We start from the raw sequence: 18,593 nt of genomic DNA on the forward strand, positions 1-18,593 counted from the left end.
CGTCAAGCAAAATCTGAACATCAGTAAAGGAGTACTAAAATAATGAAGTCATTTCGACTCATTCCAGCAATTATCGCTGCTGCAATGCTAGTCGGCTGTGTGCCTTCTGATAAGAAGGAGACAGAGCTAACACAGGAGACGCAACAGGAAAAAGCGGAAACAACAATTATTCCAAGCTTACAGATTGATAAATCATATTATAGAACGCTAACACCCTATAAACAAAGTGCTAGTAGGGGATTAGTAGTTTCGAATATTTATACAAAATATGATATGAAGGAAGTTGAAACAGGTTTAATGCGTCTTTCTCAAAATGAGTTTGACACAGAAAACTATTTCTTCCAAGAGGGGCAATATTTAGCGGAAAATACAGTGGAAAATTGGCTTGCCCGAAGTTCACAAGAGAAAGACGGCTTAAATCCTCCGACGACGGACTCAATGCCTGCAGAGGAACGTGCAGAAAAGGCTCCAATCTATTTATCACATATTGTTGAGCAAAATTATTTAACAAAAACTAGTGATAACAAAGTAAAATTAAGTGGTATTTCGATAGGACTTGCCTTAAACTCTATTTATTACTATCAAAAAGAAAAGTATGGGGAATACTATGAGAAACCAATTTCGGAGGCAGAACTGATTGAGCAAGGGAAGAAGATGGCCTCAGAAATTGTGTCTCGTCTAAGAACCCGTGATGAATTGAAAGATGTACCGATAGTAGTAGGCTTATTTAAACAAAAAGCGCGCAATGATATTGTTCCAGGAACATATTTTAACTATGGCGTAGCTAAAGCTGGACAAAACGAAGTATCTGATTGGAAAGCTGTGGATGAAGAATATATTCTGTTCCCAACGAGTGAATCACAGGATGTATACCGTGATGACAGCAAAAACTTTGAGAATTTTAAACAAGATGTAGATAAGTATTTTTCAAACTATACTAGTGTAGTAGGAACAGGCTTCTACCAAAACAAAAAAATTCAAAAATTATCGATTGAAGTGCCCATCCAATTCTTTAGTAAACCTGAAATTATTGGATTCACTCAATATTTAACAGGTGTCCTGATCAAACAATTTGATAATATTCATGTTGAAGTAAGTATCACCTCAATTAACGGTCCAGAGGCATTGATCGTAAAGAATGCCAACGAAAAAGAACCATACGTCCATATCTATTAGAAATATAGTCAGCCTTGTGCTGACTATATTTTTTTATGGGATGAATATGAGTTGAAAGCGACGGAAAGAATCCTTGGAACGACGGAAAGCTCCCCGAAGTGAAGGAAAACCTCACCGAAATGATGGATAGAAAAGCAAAAATGGATAGACTCCTCAAAGTGACGGATACATAAGAAAGCACAACAACGCGATCGATGCTCCGCTCACAAAGAGCAAAGTCTTAATGGAGGACTCTAAAAACAGTCCATAAAGACGACACTTCGTCATAGTAGTGAAAGTTTCTTTATTTTTGGTGAAAGTTGTGATTTTTAATATGAAAAATGTTATGATTATTTGCATGGTTAACTTTATTCAACCCTATTGTTATCGACAAAAGCAATGAATTGAATGAGTATTCGGAGGTGTGAAAAATGGCAAAATTAACAAAAGAAGAAGTTAAGCACGTGGCAAACTTAGCACGTCTTGCAATTACGGAAGAGGAAGCAGAGAAATTTGCTGAACAGCTTGGTAAAATTACTGACTTCGCAGAGCAACTAAACGAGTTAGATACAACGAATGTTGAACCAACAACTCACGTTTTACCACTAGTAAACGTAATGCGTGAAGATGTGGCAACAAAAGGTTTAGACCGTGAAGTAATGATGTTAAACGTAAAAGAACAAGAAGATGGTCAAGTAAAAGTACCAGCTATCATGTAATACTAAAACATAGGAGGATTCCTCATGACGTTATTTGAACGTTCAGCGAAGGAGCTACAAGCTGATATTAAAGCGGGTAACTTAACAATCGCTGATTTAACAAAAGAAGCATTCGAACGTGTGGCGAAGCTTGACGGCGATGTACAAGCTTTCCTTGCTTCAAACGAAGAAAAAGCAACTGCACAAGCAGCTGAAATGGATAAAGTGCCATTTGAAGAGCGTGGACCACTTTTCGGTCTTCCTATCGGTGTTAAAGACAACATCGTGACAGAAGGCTTAGAAACAACTTGTGCTTCTAAAATTTTAGAAGGCTTTATGCCAATTTACGATGCAACAGTAGTTAAAAAGCTACGTGACGCAGGTATGGTCACTATCGGTAAATTAAACATGGACGAGTTTGCAATGGGTTCTTCAAATGAAAACTCATACTATAAAACAACAAAAAATCCATGGAACTTAAACCACGTACCAGGTGGATCTTCAGGTGCATCTGCAGCAGCAGTTGCAGCAGGTGAAGTACCATTCTCACTTGGTTCTGATACAGGTGGTTCAATCCGTCAACCAGCTGCTTATTGCGGTGTTGTAGGAATGAAGCCTACATATGGCCGTGTATCTCGTTTTGGTCTAGTTGCATTTGCATCTTCTTTAGATCAAATCGGACCAATTACACGTAATGTTGAAGACAATGCTCTTTTACTTGAAGCAATCGCAGGATTAGATGCAAACGATTCAACTTCTGCAGACGTAGAAGTACCAAACTACGCAGCAGCACTTACTGGTGACGTAAAAGGTTTACGTATCGCTGTGCCAAAAGAATTCCTTGGTGAAGGTGTTGGCGAAGCAGCACGTCAATCAGTGCTTGATGCATTAGAAGTATTAAAAGGCCTAGGTGCTACAGTAGAAGAAGTATCACTTCCTCACTCGAAATATGCACTTGCAGCATACTATATTCTTTCTTCTTCTGAAGCGTCTTCTAACCTTTCTCGTTTTGACGGTATCCGTTATGGTTTCCGTGCAGAAAACGTTGATAATTTGATGGACCTTTATAAAGAAACACGTGCACAAGGCTTTGGCGATGAAGTAAAACGTCGTATCATGCTTGGTACTTACTCGCTAAGTGCAGGTACGTATGATGCTTACTATAAAAAAGCTCAACAAGCACGTACACTTATCAAAGCAGACTACGACAAAGTATTCGAAGACTTTGACGTAATCATTGGACCAACTTCTCCTACACCAGCATTTAAAATTGGTGAAAACGTTGATGATCCAATGACGATGTATGCAAATGATATTTTAACGATTCCTATGAACTTAGCTGGTGTACCAGCCATCTCAATCCCATGTGGAATTGAAAATGGTCTACCACTAGGCTTACAAATTATCGGTAAATATTTCGATGAAGCAACAATTTACCGTGTAGCTCATGCTTTTGAACAAGCAACGGAGTTCCATAAACAAGTTCCTCAAATTTGGGAGGGAAAATAACATGAACTTTGAAACAGTCATTGGTTTAGAAGTACACGTTGAGTTAAAAACGAACTCAAAAATCTTCTCACCAGCACCAGCTCACTTCGGTGCTGAACCAAATACAAATACTACAGTTATCGACCTAGGCTATCCTGGGGTCCTACCTGTACTTAATAAAAATGTTGTAGATTTCGCAATGCGTGCAGCACTTGCACTAAACATGGAAATCGAACAAGAAACAAAATTTGACCGTAAAAACTACTTCTATCCTGATAATCCGAAAGCTTATCAAATTTCTCAATTCGATAAACCAATCGGTAAAAACGGCTGGGTTGATATTGAAGTAGATGGTTATACAAAACGTATTGGTATTACACGTCTTCATATGGAAGAAGATGCTGGTAAACTGTCTCACAGTGGAGACCACTCTTTAGTTGACTTTAACCGTCAAGGTACACCACTTGTAGAAATCGTTTCTGAGCCAGATATTCGCACGCCAAACGAAGCGTATGCGTATCTTGAAAAAATAAAATCAATCATCCAATATTCAGATGTATCGGACTGTAAAATGGAAGAAGGTTCACTTCGTTGTGACGCCAACATTTCACTTCGTCCATATGGTCGAGAAGAATTTGGTACAAAAACAGAGCTTAAAAACCTTAACTCTTTCAACTATGTTCGCCGTGGTTTAGAGCACGAGGAATTACGCCAAGCTGATGTCCTTCTTTCAGGTGGGGTAATTGAGCAAGAGACTCGCCGTTTCGATGAAAAAACAGGTAAAACAATTCTTATGCGTGTAAAAGAAGGAACAGACGATTATCGTTACTTCCCAGAGCCAGATTTAGTTCGCCTATCAATCGATGATGAATGGTTAGAGCGAGTAAAATCAGAAATTCCAGAGCTTCCAGATGCTCGTAAAAAACGCTATGTTGAAGAATTAGGCTTAACGCCATATGATGCAGGAGTTCTTGTTATTTCAAAAGAAATCTCAGACTTCTTCGAGGCGATGGTAGCTAAAGATGCGGATGCAAAACTTTCAGCAAACTGGCTTATGGGTGATGTTTCTGCATACTTAAATGCAGAACAAAAAGACCTTAAAGATACTGCATTAACGCCAGAAAACCTTGCGGAAATGGTGAAATTAATCACTGACGGTACAATTTCTTCTAAAATCGGTAAAAAGGTATTTGCTGAATTAGTAGAAAATGGCGGTTCTGCTGGAGAAATCGTTAAAGCAAAAGGTTTAGTTCAAATTTCTGATGAAGGTGCATTACTTGCTATCGTTACAGAAGTTCTAGACAACAATGCACAATCGATCGAAGACTTCAAAAACGGTAAGGATCGCGCTATCGGCTTCTTAGTTGGTCAAATTATGAAAGCAACTAAAGGTCAAGCGAACCCACCTATGGTCAATAAATTATTACAACAAGAAATTGCAAAACGTTAATTGTAATTGCAACGGAAGGTCAAGAGAGCAAATTTGCTTTCTTGGCCTTTTATAAATAAAAATTAATACATACTAAAGAATCTTTAGGGGCATCTATAACAATAAAAAGGCTTTTTTTGAGTAGAGGCTGGGAGATTTAAAAGCTCAGCAGGAACGGAAATAAACTCGAAATTATGGAGAAAAGAACTAAAAAATACCAAATTAGCACTTTATAGTTGTCTAAATGGAGTATTCATAGCAAAATATAGAAGAACATGATAAAACTTTAGGAGGTCTATCAATGAAAACGGAACAACAATATTTCAATGATGCGATTTCAATTCAACAATATATGGATCATATGACGACATTAAAAGAGGAAAGCTTCCGTATTTATGATGGTTTCGAAGTGCCAATAAACGATGGCTTTATCGAACTATTGAAGAACAATCAACTAAAAATTTTAACAATTACTGAGGACTGGTGCGGGGACGCAATGTTAAACAATCCAATCATTCGCCGAGTTGCAGAGGCAGCAGAACTAGACATGCGCGCAGTATTACGTGATGCGGATACAGATTTGATTGATCGTTATTTAACAAACGGTGGCCGTGCAATTCCGGTTTATATTCTATTAGATGATGCTGGTCAGGTTGTAGGAAAATGGGGACCACGAGCACCAGAATTACAGGAATTAGTAGTAAGTAAACGAGCTACTTTACCTGATAAAGAAGATCCTACATTTGAAGATGCACAAAAAGCGCTATATGCAGAAATTCGTGAAGAGAATATGACGAATAAATCATATTGGACATATGTTTACGAGGATTTTAAAAAGCAAGTAACAGCTGCATTGCAATAATTGTAAATCACAAGGCTGCATGTCAGAAAAAAGAGGACATGCCTTGCTCTTGTTGACTTCAATGCAACATTTAAAAGAATAATTCGTTGAAAGAAATAGAATCTTATGAAGCAGGAAGGTATGTTATGAAACGAGCAAGAATCATTTATAATCCTACATCTGGGCGTGAAGTGTTTAAAAAGCATCTACCAGAAGTATTGGCAAAATTAGAGGTAGCAGGCTATGAGACATCTTGTCACGCAACAACCTGTGAAGGCGATGCGACCATTGCTGCAAAAAATGCAGTAGAACGTGGCTTTGATATAATTATTGCAGTTGGTGGAGATGGCACATTAAATGAAGTTGTTGCAGGTGTAAGTCCATTTGAGAACCGGCCGAAAGTAGGTCTAATTCCGATGGGTACAACGAATGACTTTGCCCGTGCCGTGCACATTCCTCGAAATATTGAAGCTGCCGTTGACATTATTATTAAAGGTGAATCGTTACCAGTAGATGTTGGTTTATTAAATGGGGAACGCTATTTCATCAATATTGCTGCTGGCGGACGTATTACAGAATTAACTTATGAAGTGCCAAGTAAAATGAAAACAATGCTAGGGCAGTTAGCTTACTACTTAAAAGCAGTGGAAATGATCCCATCGATTAAAGCTTCTCACATGCGTATTGAATACGATGGCGAAGTGTTTGATGGGGATGCCATGATGTTTTTATGTGGCTTAACAAATTCGGTGGGAGGCTTTGAAAAGCTTGCACCAGACGCAAGTATTAATGATGGCTACTTTACTTTAATCGTATTGAAAAAAGTAAACCTGCCTGAATTTATTCAGCTTGCTGCAATGGCATTAAGAGGCGAGCATTTAAATGATGATCGTGTAATTTATAAAAAAGCAAGTGTCGTCAAAGTATCTACTGAAGATGAAATTCATTTAAACTTAGATGGTGAATATGGTGGTGACGCGCCTGCAACATTTGAAAACTTAAAGCGTCATATTGAAATTTTTGTCCCACTAGCAGATATTCGTGAAGAAGACCGTGTACAATAAACATAAAAAATAGTTCTATTGAAGTTAAAAGAAATCCTTTTGTTATGGGTATTAATGGATTAAACACCACATATGCGTATATGCCCATCCTTTAAATGGTATTGTGAATGAATTAAGAAAAATGTTTGGCAAATGTGAGTATAATACTTGAACAAAATTTGAAACCTTTATAATAGGCCGAAATTCCGGTCCATTATAAAGGTTTTTTTCGTTGCAATAGTGGAAAATGGGGGTATGGATAAGGGAAAGGGAGTGTTGCCGTTGTATAAGTCACAGGAAAGAAAGCTCATTTGGCTAAGCTTTGGTGTTGCAATTATCATGCTACTTTCCATACTTGGAAGAATATTTGGAGGTTAGGGGGGCAATGAAATGGTGAATGAATCAGCAGTCTTTTGGAGTAGAGCATTAACGGAGCTAACTTTATCGTTCCATATTATTTATGCAACGATTGGGGTTGGTGTCCCATTAATGATTATGATCGCACAATGGACTGGGTATAAAAAGAATGATGAGCACTATATTTTAATGGCAAGACGTTGGGCGCGCGGCTTTGTTATAACAGTTGCCGTCGGAGTTGTAACAGGGACAGCAATTGGCTTACAGTTGTCTTTACTATGGCCGAATTTTATGCAGCTTGCTGGCCAAACGATTGCATTACCACTTTTCTTGGAAACGTTTGCCTTTTTCTTTGAAGCCATCTTCCTAGGCATCTACTTATATACTTGGGATCGCTTCGATAGTCAGAAAAAGCATATGCTACTATTAATTCCGGTTGCTGTAGGTGCATCAATGTCAGCTGTGTTTATTACAATTGTCAATGCGTTTATGAATGCACCACAAGGATTTGACATTGTGGACGGACAGCTTGTAAATATTCAACCTTTTTTAGCGATGTTTAATCCAGCGATGCCGACAAAGGTAGCACATGTACTCGTTACAGCCTACATGACGGCCGCATTTGTGTTAGCATCCATTGCAGGATACCGTCTACTTAGAGGTTCTAAGCATGTATACCATAAAAAATCTTTATACCTACTTATGAAGATTGGTCTGATTTTCTCTATTGCAGCAGCGATTATTGGAGACTTTTCAGGAAAATATTTAGCTGAATATCAACCAGAAAAATTAGCTGCAGCTGAGTGGCACTTTGAAACGGGAGATAAAGCTTCTCTTATACTATTGGGTGTATTAGATGGTGAAGAAGTAAAATATGCTATTAAAGTACCTTATGCTTTAAGTGTTTTAGCACATAATAATCCAAATGCAGAGGTAATTGGTTTAGATCAATTTGCTAAAGAAGATCGACCACCGCTGTATATTCATTATCTGTTTGACCTCATGGTGTTTATTGGCATGTTCATGGCACTCGTTTCATTGCTTTATGTAACCGGGAAAGCACGTGATTGGCAGTTTATTCATAGACGTTGGTTTAGATGGATTGTTGTTGCAGGTGGACCACTTTCCATTATTGCAATTGAAGCAGGATGGTGGCTTGCCGAAGTGGGACGACAGCCTTGGATCTTATATGGATTAATGCGAACACCAGAAGGGGCCACAACGAGTGATCATGTAGACTTAATGATGCTATTGTTTACTGGTGTATATGCGGTATTAGCAGTAGGAAGTATCGTAGTGTTGGTTCGCATGTTCAAAAAGAATCCAATTGAGCGTGAAATAGAAGATCGCCATGATGAAAAAGGCGGTGACATCTTATGACATTAGAGATTTTAGGTATTTCAGTTTTATGGATTTTCCTATTTGGTTATGTCATTGTAGCTTCAATCGATTTTGGTGCAGGCTTTTTTAATGCCTACAGCCTACTCATCGGAAAAAATCACATTTTAACGAATATTATTAAACGTTATTTATCACCAGTTTGGGAAGTAACGAATGTCTTTTTAGTATTCTTTTTTGTTGGGATTGTTGGATTTTTCCCACAAACAGCTTTCTATTATGGAACGATTTTACTTGTTCCAGTTAGTATTTCGCTAGTGCTTCTTGCAATACGAGGCTCCTACTATGCATTTGAATCATATGGCGCACGTGGGCATATTGGTTACACGTTGACATATGGTATAGCAGGATTACTCATTCCTGCCTCACTCTCTGTTGTATTCGCGATTGCTGCGGGCGGCTATGTTGATCTTATTGATGGGCAACCGGTCTTGAATTATTGGAAGTTGTATACGAGTCCGTTTGCTTGGAGTATTGTCGTGCTGAGCATTGCAGCGGTACTTTATATTTCAGCCGTGTTTTTAACTTGGTATGCACATAAAGCAAAGGATCGAGAAGCTACAAATTTAATGCGAAAATACGCGCTTGCTTGGGCGATACCATTAATGGTGAGTGCGCTCGGCATTATGTACGAAATGAAATTCATTAACCCTGAAAGTTACAATAACATGGTTAATTTATGGTGGATGTTTGCCATTTCTGCGGTGCTGTTTATTATTACTGTAGTGTTAATATGGATGCGAAAAAATTATGGTCTAGCGGTTAGTTTATTGATTGCCCAATTTACAGTGGCATTCTTTGCATATGGAATTGCCCAATACCCATATTTACTGTATCCATATTTAACAATTTACGATAGCTTTACAAGTACACAAATGGCAATTGCGCTCGTCATTGCGTTTGTTTTGGGACTATGTCTGCTTATTCCATCACTGTTCTTGTTGTTGAAGCTATTCCTTTTCAACAAAAATTATGTGACAGGAAAAGAAGACAATCACGCATAGGAGGGATACAACTATGACAAGTTTTTTGATTTTTTATGCACCATTTATAGTCGTCATCCTAGGTGTAGTCGCTGCTTTCTGGTGGGCACCTAGAGATTACCATACAGTAAGGAAAGAGGGGAAGAGTCGCGAATAGCGGCTCTTTTTTCTACTCGTGGAAAGGTGATCAGTTTGAAGAGAGAGCGGTTCCCAATCTTGTCTAACCTGATCAGTCGCTGAAAACATTTGAGCCGTCAATATGAAGCCAAGTTCTTTTTTCATCCGCCTCAACATGCTACAATATAGAGATTGAAATGGAGGATGTACGAATGTCAGCACCCGTGAAAAAGAATGACCGACTAACAGTTTATATAGAAGATTTAACACATGATGGAAATGGCGTCGCAAAGGTTGATGGCTATCCGTTATTTATCCAAGGTGCACTTCCTAGTGAAACGGCGGAAGTACATGTTGTAAAAACGTTAAAAAACTACGGCTTCGCAAAGGTCGTAGAAATACTCGAACCATCATCAGATCGTGTTGATGCGCCTTGTGAATATTTTAAACAATGTGGCGGCTGCCAATTACAGCACCTGTCTTATGAAGGACAGTTAAAATGGAAAGAAAACATGGTGCGTAATGTCATGCAGCGCATTGGTAAAATTGATGCGCCTGTTCTACCAGTGAAGGGCATGGAAGAACCTTGGCATTATCGTAATAAAGCGCAAATACCTTTCTCCTCAAATGAAGCAGGACAAGCAATTGCTGGTTTCTACAAAACGAAGTCTCATAGCATTGTGGATATGGAGCGATGCTTAATTCAGACAGGAGAAGCGGACGCTATTCTTGCAGGTTTGAAAAAGGAACTAGCGGCAATCGGTGTTCGACCATACAACGAATTATCGCATGAGGGAATGCTGCGCCACGTAGTTGTTCGTAAGGCACGAGCAACTGGTGAAGTGATGGTTGTTCTCGTAACTAAAAAGAAAAAATTCCCGCAAAAAGATGCTGCTGTTGCGACAATCCAGAAGCTTGTCCCGAATGTCACATCTATTATGCAAAACGTTAATAGCGACAAAACGAACGTTATTTTCGGTGATGAAACCGTAAACCTGTGGGGCAAGGACGTTATTATTGATACAATTGGCGATGTTCGCTTTGAAATATCAGCCCGTTCATTTTATCAAGTAAACCCTGAGCAAACGGAAGTTCTATACAAACAAGCATTAGACTACGCTAACTTACAAGGTGATGAACGAGTAATCGATGCTTACTGTGGTATCGGCACAATTTCACTATTCCTTGCACAACAAGCAAAGGCTGTTATGGGTGTTGAAATTGTCCCGCAAGCGATTGAAGATGCAAAACGCAATGCAGCACTAAATGGGTTTACAAATACGTATTTCGAGGCCGGGCCAGCAGAAGAAGTCATTCCACGTTGGTATAAGGAAGGCAAAGAAGCGGATGTTTTAGTAGTTGACCCACCACGCAAAGGCTGTGATGAGGCGCTTCTTCAGACGATTTTAGTGCAACGTCCTAAGCGTGTTGTTTATGTGTCCTGTAATCCAGCTACACTAGCACGTGACCTTCGAATTTTGGAGGATGGGGGTTATCAAACACAGGAGATTCAACCTGTGGATATGTTCCCGCATTCGACGCATTGTGAAGCGGTCGCTTGGTTGGAGTTAGTATAATAGAAAAGCAGTTGATATAGAAAAAATCTATACCATCTGCTTTTTTCGTTAAAATAAACATTGCCGATTTTTGTGTTTGATAATCAGTTATTGAGCATGATATAAGTGTAAAAAGAAGTGGAACATTTGCTTCATATTTTTTTGATCGAGAGCTTAAAGTTGTATCCATATTGAGAGGAATTGAGTTTGAAATGATAGATAATTTTTGGCGTGATTTACCACGACCATTTTTTGTACTTGCACCAATGGAAGATGTGACGGATGTTGTTTTTCGTCATGTAGTAAGTGAAGCCGGTAAACCGGACGTATTTTTCACAGAGTTTACAAACTCAGATAGCTATTGTCATCCAGAGGGCATGAAAAGTGTGCGTGGCCGTTTGATTTTTACAGAAGATGAACAGCCAATGGTGGCGCATATTTGGGGGGATAATCCCGAATATTTCCGTCAAATGAGTATTGGCGTGGCGGAGCTAGGTTTTAAAGGCATCGATATTAATATGGGCTGTCCTGTCCCGAATGTGGCATCGAGAGGGAAAGGCAGTGGCCTTATTCTGCGTCCAGACGTTGCGGCCGAGCTTATTCAAGCAGCAAAAGCAGGAGGGCTACCTGTCAGCGTGAAGACACGACTTGGCTTTAAAGAGGTAAATGAGTGGGAGGAGTGGCTGACGCATATTTTACAACAGGATATTGCGAACCTTTCTATTCATTTACGTACAAGAAAGGAAATGAGCCAAGTAGATGCACATTGGGAGCTAATTCCGGAAATCAAAAAATTACGTGACCGTATCGCACCAAATACACTACTAACAATCAATGGAGACATTCCTGACCGTCAAACTGGGCTGAAGCTTGCTGAACAATATGGTATTGATGGTGTTATGATCGGGCGAGGTATTTTTAAAAATCCTTTTGCTTTTGAAAAAGAGCCAAAAGAGCATAGCAGTAAAGAGTACCTTGATCTTTTAAGACTGCAGCTGGATCTTCAAGATCAATATGCGGAAGTACTACCACGTTCAATCTCTGGGCTTCATCGCTTTTTCAAAATTTATGTCAAAGGATTCCGTGGAGCTGGTGAATTAAGAAATCAATTGATGAACACGAAATCAACAGATGAAGTGCGTACATTGCTTGATAACTTCGAATCAAACAATGTTGATTGAGATGGACGGGTAGAATGATGTAATAGCAAAAACATGAAAGAACGAATTCCAATAAAATAAAAGGGATTCGTTCTTTTTGATATTTATTATTATAATAAACCTTTTGAACGTTTTTCAGCCATTTCTACGAGGCGTTTTGTAATTTCTCCTCCGACTGAACCGTTTGCACGAGAAGAGGCTTCTGGCCCTAATTGTACATTAAATTCTTGTGCGATTTCATACTTCAATTGAGTAACAGCTTCATGTACACCAGGAACTAGAAGTTTATTTGAACTACGATTAGCCATTTTTCTCACCTCCTTGTGATTAGAATGGTCGAGAGTTGGCTAATCATACATTTAAAAAAGTAAAATGCGCATTCTAAATACTATAGTAAAGTAACTTTTGGAAAGCTAGCTAAAATTGTGAATGTCTCTGCTATAATAAAGTAATGCTACAATCTTGAAGATACGATTGTTAGAAGCGCTTTACAGTTAAAATGGAGGTTTTTTAAATGACGAACAATGATATTTTAATTCGTTTAAGATATGCATTAGATATCAAAAATAAAGATATGGTTGAAATTTTTAAGCTAGGCGGTATGGACTTTACGAAGGAAGAAGTATTGAACATGCTTATTAAAGTAAATGATGAGGAAGAAGCACCAGAAGAATACATCAAATGTAATAATAAAATGGTAGAGGCTTTTTTAAATGGATTTATTACATTTAAACGAGGTCCGCAAAAGCCTAAATCTGGTCAGCCAGAAGGACCACCCCCTGTTTCAGGAAAAGAAAGTCCTAATAATATGCTATTAAAGAAAGTGAAGATAGCGTTAGCCTTAACGAGTGAGGAGATGCTCGATATTTTATATGATGGTGGCGTTAACGTCTCGAAAGGCGAATTAGGTGCCATTTTAAGAAATCCAAGCCATCGTAACTATAAAGAATGTGGCGATCGCTTTGTAAGGAATTTTTTAAGAGGGTTAACATATAAATATAGAGACTAAAATGGCTCGAACTAAAATATATTATTGATTAAAAAGAAGCGTGAAGTCTGGAACGTTCTATTGATTTTAGTCAAGTGGAAATTCAAGTGAATAGCCAATGAATTACTCATAAATAAAGCAGCTGCAATTTTGCAGCTGCTTTATTTATGAAGGTTTTTACGTAAATATCTATGATAAGTCGAAAATTTTCTGCAAAAAGCACATTTTTCTTAGTCGAATGTAGTTGACATTTTGTGACGGAATTGTGTACACTGAAATTGACATAAAGTTGTCACAAAGATGGAAAATAAATGTTCACGAACAGAGGGGTGCTTTTATGTTCAGTTTAAAAATTTTATTAGTTGCTATCGCATGTGTTACTATCCCACTTGTTGTTGCTGCAATTATGATAGACATTTTTTATGCAGAAAAGAAACAAGTTCGTTTTTCATTACGCCGTACATCGATGTGGTATGCGAGTATGTTTGCTGTGTCATTTATACCGGCAGTTTTAGTTATGACACTAAACGGATAAGTATTTTTAATATGAATAATCATTTAGGGGTAATTGATTATTTTAATTTATAGTAACAGCTACAATATTTTGTTGTAGCTGTTTTAACTTTTTTAAGGAAATGTCTTTTGTAGCGAAAGCAATGCGTAGACTTCTGCAGGATTATCTTGCGTGGAAAGCGTTAACTCGGAGTAGAAATCAATCTTTGCTTATTGATTTACATTATTTTATAGTTATTTTTATGTCGACAAGCTGACACGAAAGTATGGAAATTTCATGCTCTTGTGTTTTTTTTATGCAGAAAATAATACTCAAAAATGACCAATTCTAGCTAGTTTTAGCAAGTAAATTCGAATGTTTCGAAAATACCAACATTGGAGTAGGGGAAATATTGTAAAATTTATTGCTACTAAAATTTAAAATTTTACAGTAAGCATTCACATAGAAAAAAAGTTTAAAGGAGTTCAACGATGAGAAGTAGCTTAAAAATTAAAATGTTAATGGTATTTTCTATTTTACTTGTTGTTTCGTGTTTACTGATTAGCTTTTTTATTTATCGTTCGTCATTGGAGCTGGTGAAAGAGACAGTTGGTGAGCAAAATAAAAATATGATGGATCAAGCAATCTCAAAGATAGATGTTAAAGGCTATCAAAAATTAGAAATTGATGCAAAAAAAGATGACTTTTATTATGAATTACAAAAAGAATTAAGCTCTGTTAAAGAGCTTCATAAAGTATCTAGTTTATATTCGATGACTCGGATAAAAAATGGTGAGGGATATGACTACTATTATATGGTAGATAGTGTACCGAGTGAGGATTCAACGATTGGGGTTGAGGAGGAATCACCAGAATCTTATCCTAAAATGAAGCAAGTATTTGAAACAGGGCAAATACAATTTCAGTTATCAAATGATTCACAATACGGCGCTGTACTTGCCATCTATGCACCGATAAAAAATGATGCTGGTGAAGTTATAGGCTTAGTAGGGGCAGATATAGATGCCACAGAAGTCTATGCGGCCATGAATGCGAGTCAAATGAAAATTATATTGATTACGCTAATAGTATTAATAGTAGGAATCGGCATTGTTTATTTCTTTACAGATTATTTAACGAAGCCAATAAGAAAATTAACATCACAAGTAAAGCAAGTTGGTAATGGTGATTTAACGGTAAAAATAGAAACAGATCGAAAAGATGAAATTGGTGTTTTAACAAATGCATTCCAACAAATGGTGTTGGACCTGCAAAATATTATAATTGGAATCAATTCTGGCTCTAAGCAGTTAATCGATACGACGAACGGAGTAGCAAAAAGTAGTGAAAAGGCACATGAAGCAATTAGTCATATTTCAGCCTCCATCCAGGAAGTATCGGCTGGCGCACATGCACAGTATAAAAACTCAGAGGAAAGCTCAGCTACATTAGAGCAAATGTCGCAGGGGATTCAACAAATTGCCGAGGCTTCTTCAAATGTATCTCAATTATCATCTATTAGCTTACAAAATGTAGAGCTTGGAAATGGAAATATTGAAAAAGTAGTTCATCAAATGAATATTATTAATGAATCCGTTCAATTATCCGAAAATGCCATAAAAAAACTAGAGAGTCAATCAAATGAAGTATCACTTATTATAAATATGATTCGTGATATTGCTTCACAAACGAATCTACTTGCATTAAATGCTGCGATCGAAGCAGCTAGAGCTGGTGAATCTGGAAAGGGCTTTGCCGTAGTAGCTGAAGAAGTAAGGAAGCTAGCGGAGCAATCAGAAAAATCGGCGAATAGCATATCAAACTTGATTTCTAAAATAAATACGGATACAAGCTTAACCGTGCAAACTATGAATGTTGTCACTGAAAATGTAGAAGACGGTTTACGTGCTGTAGAAGAAGCCGGAAAATCATTCGAAAGTATTCTCCAATCTATTCAGGGCGTAGTATCTCATACAAAACAAGTTTCGGTAACCTCAGAAGAGATGTCTGCATTTTCTGAGGAGATTACAGCAGGAGTTGTGGAAACAACGATGCTTGCGAATAAGGCTGCAAAGGCAACAGAAAGTGTTGTAGAGCTAACGATGGAACAAGAAAGCTACAATCAAGATATCCTCCATTCTGTTTTAAAACTGAACAAAATGGCCGAGGAACTTGAAAAATCCGTTTCAAAGTTTGATGTGGATGCTAGCAGCACAAATAATTCCTATAGAAATTAAGAATGAAAAGATAATCGTTAGAATAAAATTTCAATTAATATGGATGAAATAATCCTATCGATTATCTTTTTGAGGGTGGGAGATGGATGAAAACCTTTTTTATTTTATTTCTTGGGATGATCTATATATTACTAGCAAACTCAGTCGAAACGGCTATATTTAGTAAGGTATATTTTGTAATTGGCTTAGGGCTAGTAATAGCAGGGATTTTTCGGTATGTGAAAGAACGATTTATCTATATTAATACATTAAATGAAATGAAAGAGGCGAGTGAGGAGGAGCTTATGGCTATCCCTCATACACAGTGCATCATCTCAAATGATTGTTTAAGTGCTTTATTATTAAATGAACCTACAAATACACTTATCCTAGCAAGTAGAGAAGATTTAGAAGAGGATTTGATAAAAAAAGAAATTCCATTCGAAAAAATATATGAAGTAGCTATAGTAGAGGACGACATGTACATTGCTAGGACGAGCAATAACTTCATAAGTGGTTTATTACTTGGCGAAGATACGGATATAGAAGAAGAGGAATTAGATGACGAGGACTCTGAGTCTGACACTATGTCTTCGTTGACGTTGAAAATTGTAACTGATAATTTATCTTACCCCATTTTAGAATATGTTTTTATGGATAACAGTGAGCCTCTATCAAGAGAAGAGGATGAGTATCAAGAAGTGCTGGAGCAATGTGAGGAATGGTTTCAGAAGATCAGCGTGATAATCAATCGTTATGAGCTGGAAAGGGTACCAGTTAGGCATTAGTATTAAGGTGAAAACAGCTATCTCGACCGTAATGTCGAGATAGCTGTTTTAAGTAGAATCGCCCCGAAGTGATCAGGTACCACCTTGAACCTTAAATTTTAAATTGCTGTAATTGGCTATTTAGTTCTTCGGCCATACTAGCGAGATGATTTGCACCCCTTGAAATTTCCTCCATAGTAGCAGCTGTTTCCTCTACAGTTGCTGTTGTTTGTTCTACACCAGCTGCAGACTCTTGTGAAATAGAAGCCATTTCATCGATGGAGACATTGATGGATTCGGAATTTTGAGCAACTTTATTTAAATTGCTTGAAATGGTATTTATGTTAAGAATCATTTCCTCAACAGCTTCCGAAATTTGTTCAAATGTTTCATTTGTTTGATTTAGTTGTACGGTTCCTCTTTTTACTTCCTCGTAGCCGGATTGTAGAGCGGTTGTTACATTGCCAGTTTCACCTTGTATTCGGTTGACGATTGTTGAAATATCCGTGACAGAATACTGTACTTCTTCTGCAAGCTTCCGAACTTCATCGGCTACAACTGCAAAACCTTTTCCGTGCTCACCTGCGCGAGCTGCTTCAATGGCAGCGTTTAAGGCTAGTAAATTTGTTTGATTTGAAATATCATCAATGACAGAAACAAGCTTGGAAATTTCCGCAGACTGCACATTTAAGCCTTCAACTTTTTTCACTGAATCTAAAACAATTTCATTAATGGTTGTCATTTGTTGTGTTGATTGTACCATTAAGCCTTTACCTGTAGTTGTTAGTTCTTGTACAAGATTGGAATGCGCTTTTAATTCAATGCCTTCCTGTGTTGTTTCATGAATACTACGTTGGAAAGAAGTCATTGTTTCGGCTAAATCACCTGCAGTAGATGCTTGTGTTTCAGTGCCAGAGGCTAGCTCCTGCATAGTTACGGTAATTTGCTCTGTACCTGATTGTACTTCATTAGCCGATTGGGCCAGTTCTTCGCTACTAGCTGCTACTGTTTCGGAAACAGTATGAATGGAGCTAATTGTTTGCTTTAACTTTTCATTCATATTATTTGCGGAAAGCATTAATTGACCAATCTCATCTCGATGAGTTACTGGAAGTAGTTCATGTTGCAGATTACCATCCGCTAATTCGCTCATGCGCTTTGAGACAATTGTAATAGGTTTAGAAATATTGCTAGCAGTAACAATAGCGATTAGGATACCTGCGACTGTCAATACAATGCTAACAATTAGCCCAACTGTTTTATTGCTTAAACCTGTTGATACTACGTCATCCCCTACCTTAGTAATGGCGACTGAGCGTTTATCGGCCAATTCTTCATAACCAAGACGAACATCGGTTACGAGATTATTGATAGCTGTTAAATTTTTTAATGCTAATTCTTTATCCCCTTTTTTATAAACATCGAATACTTCGGCATTTACGCGATTGCTCCATGTACGTGCCATTTCTACTAGTGCCACACGTTCAGGTGTATTTTCGTATTTTTCTACAATACTATTACTTTCCTCAGCAATTTTACGATATTCATTAAAAGTTTCTATGTATTTTTCATCACCTGATACAACATAACTTAAAGCTGCAGAGAGACGAACACTCATAGACATTGCTAAATCTTTACTTGCTGTTAAGACTTGTAAATCTTCTTTCACTAAACCTTCTGCTTGTTTTTCCATCTTATTATTAGAAATGTACGTATAGGCTGTAAAACCAACAACTAATACAATCAAAAAAAGAAATGCACTTAAAATTCGGGCTTTAAGTGTTTTAAACTGATATATTCCCTTCATCTTTTCCCATCCTTTTATTGTTCATTTTCAATGTAGAACTGTAAAAAAATCGAAATCATAATTGTTATAGTACAAATATATTTTATAACTAATTAGA

17 protein-coding genes are annotated in these 18,593 nt (G+C 37.6%); 15 read left to right on the top strand and 2 right to left on the bottom strand.

The annotated features are described in order from the left end of the window. The first annotated feature begins 42 nt into the window (after nt 1-42). The 11 genes from B1B04_RS17360 (at nt 43) to B1B04_RS17405 (ending at nt 12,246) form a co-directional block, all read left to right on the top strand. Complete coding sequence (locus tag B1B04_RS17360; protein ID WP_079562664.1) at nt 43-1,176, top strand: CamS family sex pheromone protein; 1,134 nt, start codon at nt 43-45, stop codon at nt 1,174-1,176. A 410-nt stretch (nt 1,177-1,586) separates the two neighbouring features. Continuing rightward, nucleotides 1,587-1,874 carry an Asp-tRNA(Asn)/Glu-tRNA(Gln) amidotransferase subunit GatC gene (gatC, locus tag B1B04_RS17365; RefSeq protein ID WP_010857153.1) on the top strand — a complete coding sequence of 96 codons (288 nt, stop codon included), beginning with the start codon at nt 1,587-1,589 and terminating at the stop codon, nt 1,872-1,874. A 24-nt stretch (nt 1,875-1,898) separates the two neighbouring features. After that, nucleotides 1,899-3,362: an Asp-tRNA(Asn)/Glu-tRNA(Gln) amidotransferase subunit GatA gene (gene gatA, locus B1B04_RS17370; protein WP_079562665.1), complete on the top strand. Its 1,464-nt coding sequence runs from the start codon at nt 1,899-1,901 to the stop codon at nt 3,360-3,362. A gap of 1 nt (nt 3,363) precedes the next feature. Continuing rightward, nucleotides 3,364-4,791 (top strand): Asp-tRNA(Asn)/Glu-tRNA(Gln) amidotransferase subunit GatB, encoded by a 1,428-nt coding sequence (gene gatB / locus B1B04_RS17375; RefSeq protein WP_079562666.1) that lies wholly within the window; start codon nt 3,364-3,366, stop codon nt 4,789-4,791. A gap of 280 nt (nt 4,792-5,071) precedes the next feature. Further along, complete coding sequence (locus tag B1B04_RS17380; protein WP_079562667.1) at nt 5,072-5,632, top strand: thioredoxin family protein; 561 nt, start codon at nt 5,072-5,074, stop codon at nt 5,630-5,632. A 125-nt stretch (nt 5,633-5,757) separates the two neighbouring features. Next, nucleotides 5,758-6,675: a diacylglycerol kinase gene (locus B1B04_RS17385; RefSeq protein WP_079562668.1), complete on the top strand. Its 918-nt coding sequence runs from the start codon at nt 5,758-5,760 to the stop codon at nt 6,673-6,675. Between the two features lie 369 nt (nt 6,676-7,044). Beyond that, on the top strand, nt 7,045-8,391 hold the full coding sequence (locus B1B04_RS17390) for a cytochrome ubiquinol oxidase subunit I (RefSeq protein ID WP_079562669.1): 1,347 nt from the start codon (nt 7,045-7,047) through the stop codon (nt 8,389-8,391). Beyond that, nucleotides 8,388-9,413 (top strand): cytochrome d ubiquinol oxidase subunit II, encoded by a 1,026-nt coding sequence (locus B1B04_RS17395; protein WP_079562670.1) that lies wholly within the window; start codon nt 8,388-8,390, stop codon nt 9,411-9,413. Before B1B04_RS17390 ends, B1B04_RS17395 begins: the two co-directional genes overlap by 4 nt. A 13-nt stretch (nt 9,414-9,426) precedes the next feature. Beyond that, entirely contained in the window at nt 9,427-9,549 is a 123-nt protein-coding gene (gene cydS, locus B1B04_RS26470; RefSeq protein WP_256469478.1) for a cytochrome bd oxidase small subunit CydS family protein, read from the top strand. A gap of 172 nt (nt 9,550-9,721) precedes the next feature. Beyond that, nucleotides 9,722-11,086: a 23S rRNA (uracil(1939)-C(5))-methyltransferase RlmD gene (gene rlmD, locus B1B04_RS17400; RefSeq protein WP_079562671.1), complete on the top strand. Its 1,365-nt coding sequence runs from the start codon at nt 9,722-9,724 to the stop codon at nt 11,084-11,086. 191 nt (nt 11,087-11,277) lie between these two features. Beyond that, nucleotides 11,278-12,246: a tRNA dihydrouridine synthase gene (locus tag B1B04_RS17405; RefSeq protein ID WP_079562672.1), complete on the top strand. Its 969-nt coding sequence runs from the start codon at nt 11,278-11,280 to the stop codon at nt 12,244-12,246. An 89-nt stretch (nt 12,247-12,335) separates the two neighbouring features. Here the strand turns inward: B1B04_RS17405 and B1B04_RS17410 are convergent, their stop codons facing one another. Next, entirely contained in the window at nt 12,336-12,533 is a 198-nt protein-coding gene (locus B1B04_RS17410; protein ID WP_079562673.1) for an alpha/beta-type small acid-soluble spore protein, read from the bottom strand. A gap of 206 nt (nt 12,534-12,739) precedes the next feature. On the opposite strand from B1B04_RS17410, the gene B1B04_RS17415 reads away from it, so the two are divergent. The 4 genes from B1B04_RS17415 to B1B04_RS17430 all read left to right on the top strand — a co-directional run bounded on the left by B1B04_RS17415 (nt 12,740) and on the right by B1B04_RS17430 (nt 16,710). Continuing rightward, nucleotides 12,740-13,234 (top strand): YehS family protein, encoded by a 495-nt coding sequence (locus tag B1B04_RS17415; protein WP_079562674.1) that lies wholly within the window; start codon nt 12,740-12,742, stop codon nt 13,232-13,234. Nucleotides 13,235-13,550: 316 nt separating this feature from the next. After that, a complete protein-coding gene (locus B1B04_RS17420) occupies nt 13,551-13,748 on the top strand; it encodes a hypothetical protein (RefSeq protein ID WP_079562675.1) in 198 nt (65 codons plus the stop codon). Between the two features lie 449 nt (nt 13,749-14,197). Then, complete coding sequence (locus tag B1B04_RS17425) at nt 14,198-15,943, top strand: methyl-accepting chemotaxis protein (protein WP_079562676.1); 1,746 nt, start codon at nt 14,198-14,200, stop codon at nt 15,941-15,943. Nucleotides 15,944-16,029: 86 nt separating this feature from the next. Beyond that, the gene (locus B1B04_RS17430; RefSeq protein ID WP_079562677.1) at nt 16,030-16,710 is read left to right on the top strand and encodes a hypothetical protein; all 681 of its coding nucleotides are present in this window, start codon (nt 16,030-16,032) and stop codon (nt 16,708-16,710) included. Nucleotides 16,711-16,801: 91 nt separating this feature from the next. On the opposite strand, the gene B1B04_RS17435 is transcribed toward B1B04_RS17430, so the two are convergent. Further along, on the bottom strand, nt 16,802-18,496 hold the full coding sequence (locus B1B04_RS17435; protein ID WP_079562678.1) for a methyl-accepting chemotaxis protein: 1,695 nt from the start codon (nt 18,494-18,496) through the stop codon (nt 16,802-16,804). Between the last annotated feature and the right edge of the window lie 97 nt (nt 18,497-18,593).

The organism is Lysinibacillus sp. KCTC 33748 (genome assembly GCF_002237755.1).
GTDB lineage: Bacteria > Bacillota > Bacilli > Bacillales_A > Planococcaceae > Lysinibacillus.

What these genes read in the sequence shown, in the direction of transcription:
- B1B04_RS17360 (WP_079562664.1), top strand. Translation starts at nt 43, where the DNA reads ATGAAGTCATTTCGACTCATTCCAGCAATTATCGCTGCTGCAATGCTA.
- B1B04_RS17420 (WP_079562675.1), top strand. Translation starts at nt 13,551, where the DNA reads ATGTTCAGTTTAAAAATTTTATTAGTTGCTATCGCATGTGTTACTATC.
- rlmD (WP_079562671.1), top strand. Translation starts at nt 9,722, where the DNA reads ATGTCAGCACCCGTGAAAAAGAATGACCGACTAACAGTTTATATAGAA.
- B1B04_RS17410 (WP_079562673.1), bottom strand. Translation starts at nt 12,533, where the DNA reads ATGGCTAATCGTAGTTCAAATAAACTTCTAGTTCCTGGTGTACATGAA.
- B1B04_RS17435 (WP_079562678.1), bottom strand. Translation starts at nt 18,496, where the DNA reads ATGAAGGGAATATATCAGTTTAAAACACTTAAAGCCCGAATTTTAAGT.
- B1B04_RS17395 (WP_079562670.1), top strand. Translation starts at nt 8,388, where the DNA reads ATGACATTAGAGATTTTAGGTATTTCAGTTTTATGGATTTTCCTATTT.
- B1B04_RS17405 (WP_079562672.1), top strand. Translation starts at nt 11,278, where the DNA reads ATGATAGATAATTTTTGGCGTGATTTACCACGACCATTTTTTGTACTT.
- gatC (WP_010857153.1), top strand. Translation starts at nt 1,587, where the DNA reads ATGGCAAAATTAACAAAAGAAGAAGTTAAGCACGTGGCAAACTTAGCA.
- B1B04_RS17380 (WP_079562667.1), top strand. Translation starts at nt 5,072, where the DNA reads ATGAAAACGGAACAACAATATTTCAATGATGCGATTTCAATTCAACAA.
- B1B04_RS17430 (WP_079562677.1), top strand. Translation starts at nt 16,030, where the DNA reads ATGAAAACCTTTTTTATTTTATTTCTTGGGATGATCTATATATTACTA.
- B1B04_RS17385 (WP_079562668.1), top strand. Translation starts at nt 5,758, where the DNA reads ATGAAACGAGCAAGAATCATTTATAATCCTACATCTGGGCGTGAAGTG.
- gatA (WP_079562665.1), top strand. Translation starts at nt 1,899, where the DNA reads ATGACGTTATTTGAACGTTCAGCGAAGGAGCTACAAGCTGATATTAAA.
- gatB (WP_079562666.1), top strand. Translation starts at nt 3,364, where the DNA reads ATGAACTTTGAAACAGTCATTGGTTTAGAAGTACACGTTGAGTTAAAA.
- cydS (WP_256469478.1), top strand. Translation starts at nt 9,427, where the DNA reads ATGACAAGTTTTTTGATTTTTTATGCACCATTTATAGTCGTCATCCTA.
- B1B04_RS17425 (WP_079562676.1), top strand. Translation starts at nt 14,198, where the DNA reads ATGAGAAGTAGCTTAAAAATTAAAATGTTAATGGTATTTTCTATTTTA.
- B1B04_RS17390 (WP_079562669.1), top strand. Translation starts at nt 7,045, where the DNA reads ATGGTGAATGAATCAGCAGTCTTTTGGAGTAGAGCATTAACGGAGCTA.
- B1B04_RS17415 (WP_079562674.1), top strand. Translation starts at nt 12,740, where the DNA reads ATGACGAACAATGATATTTTAATTCGTTTAAGATATGCATTAGATATC.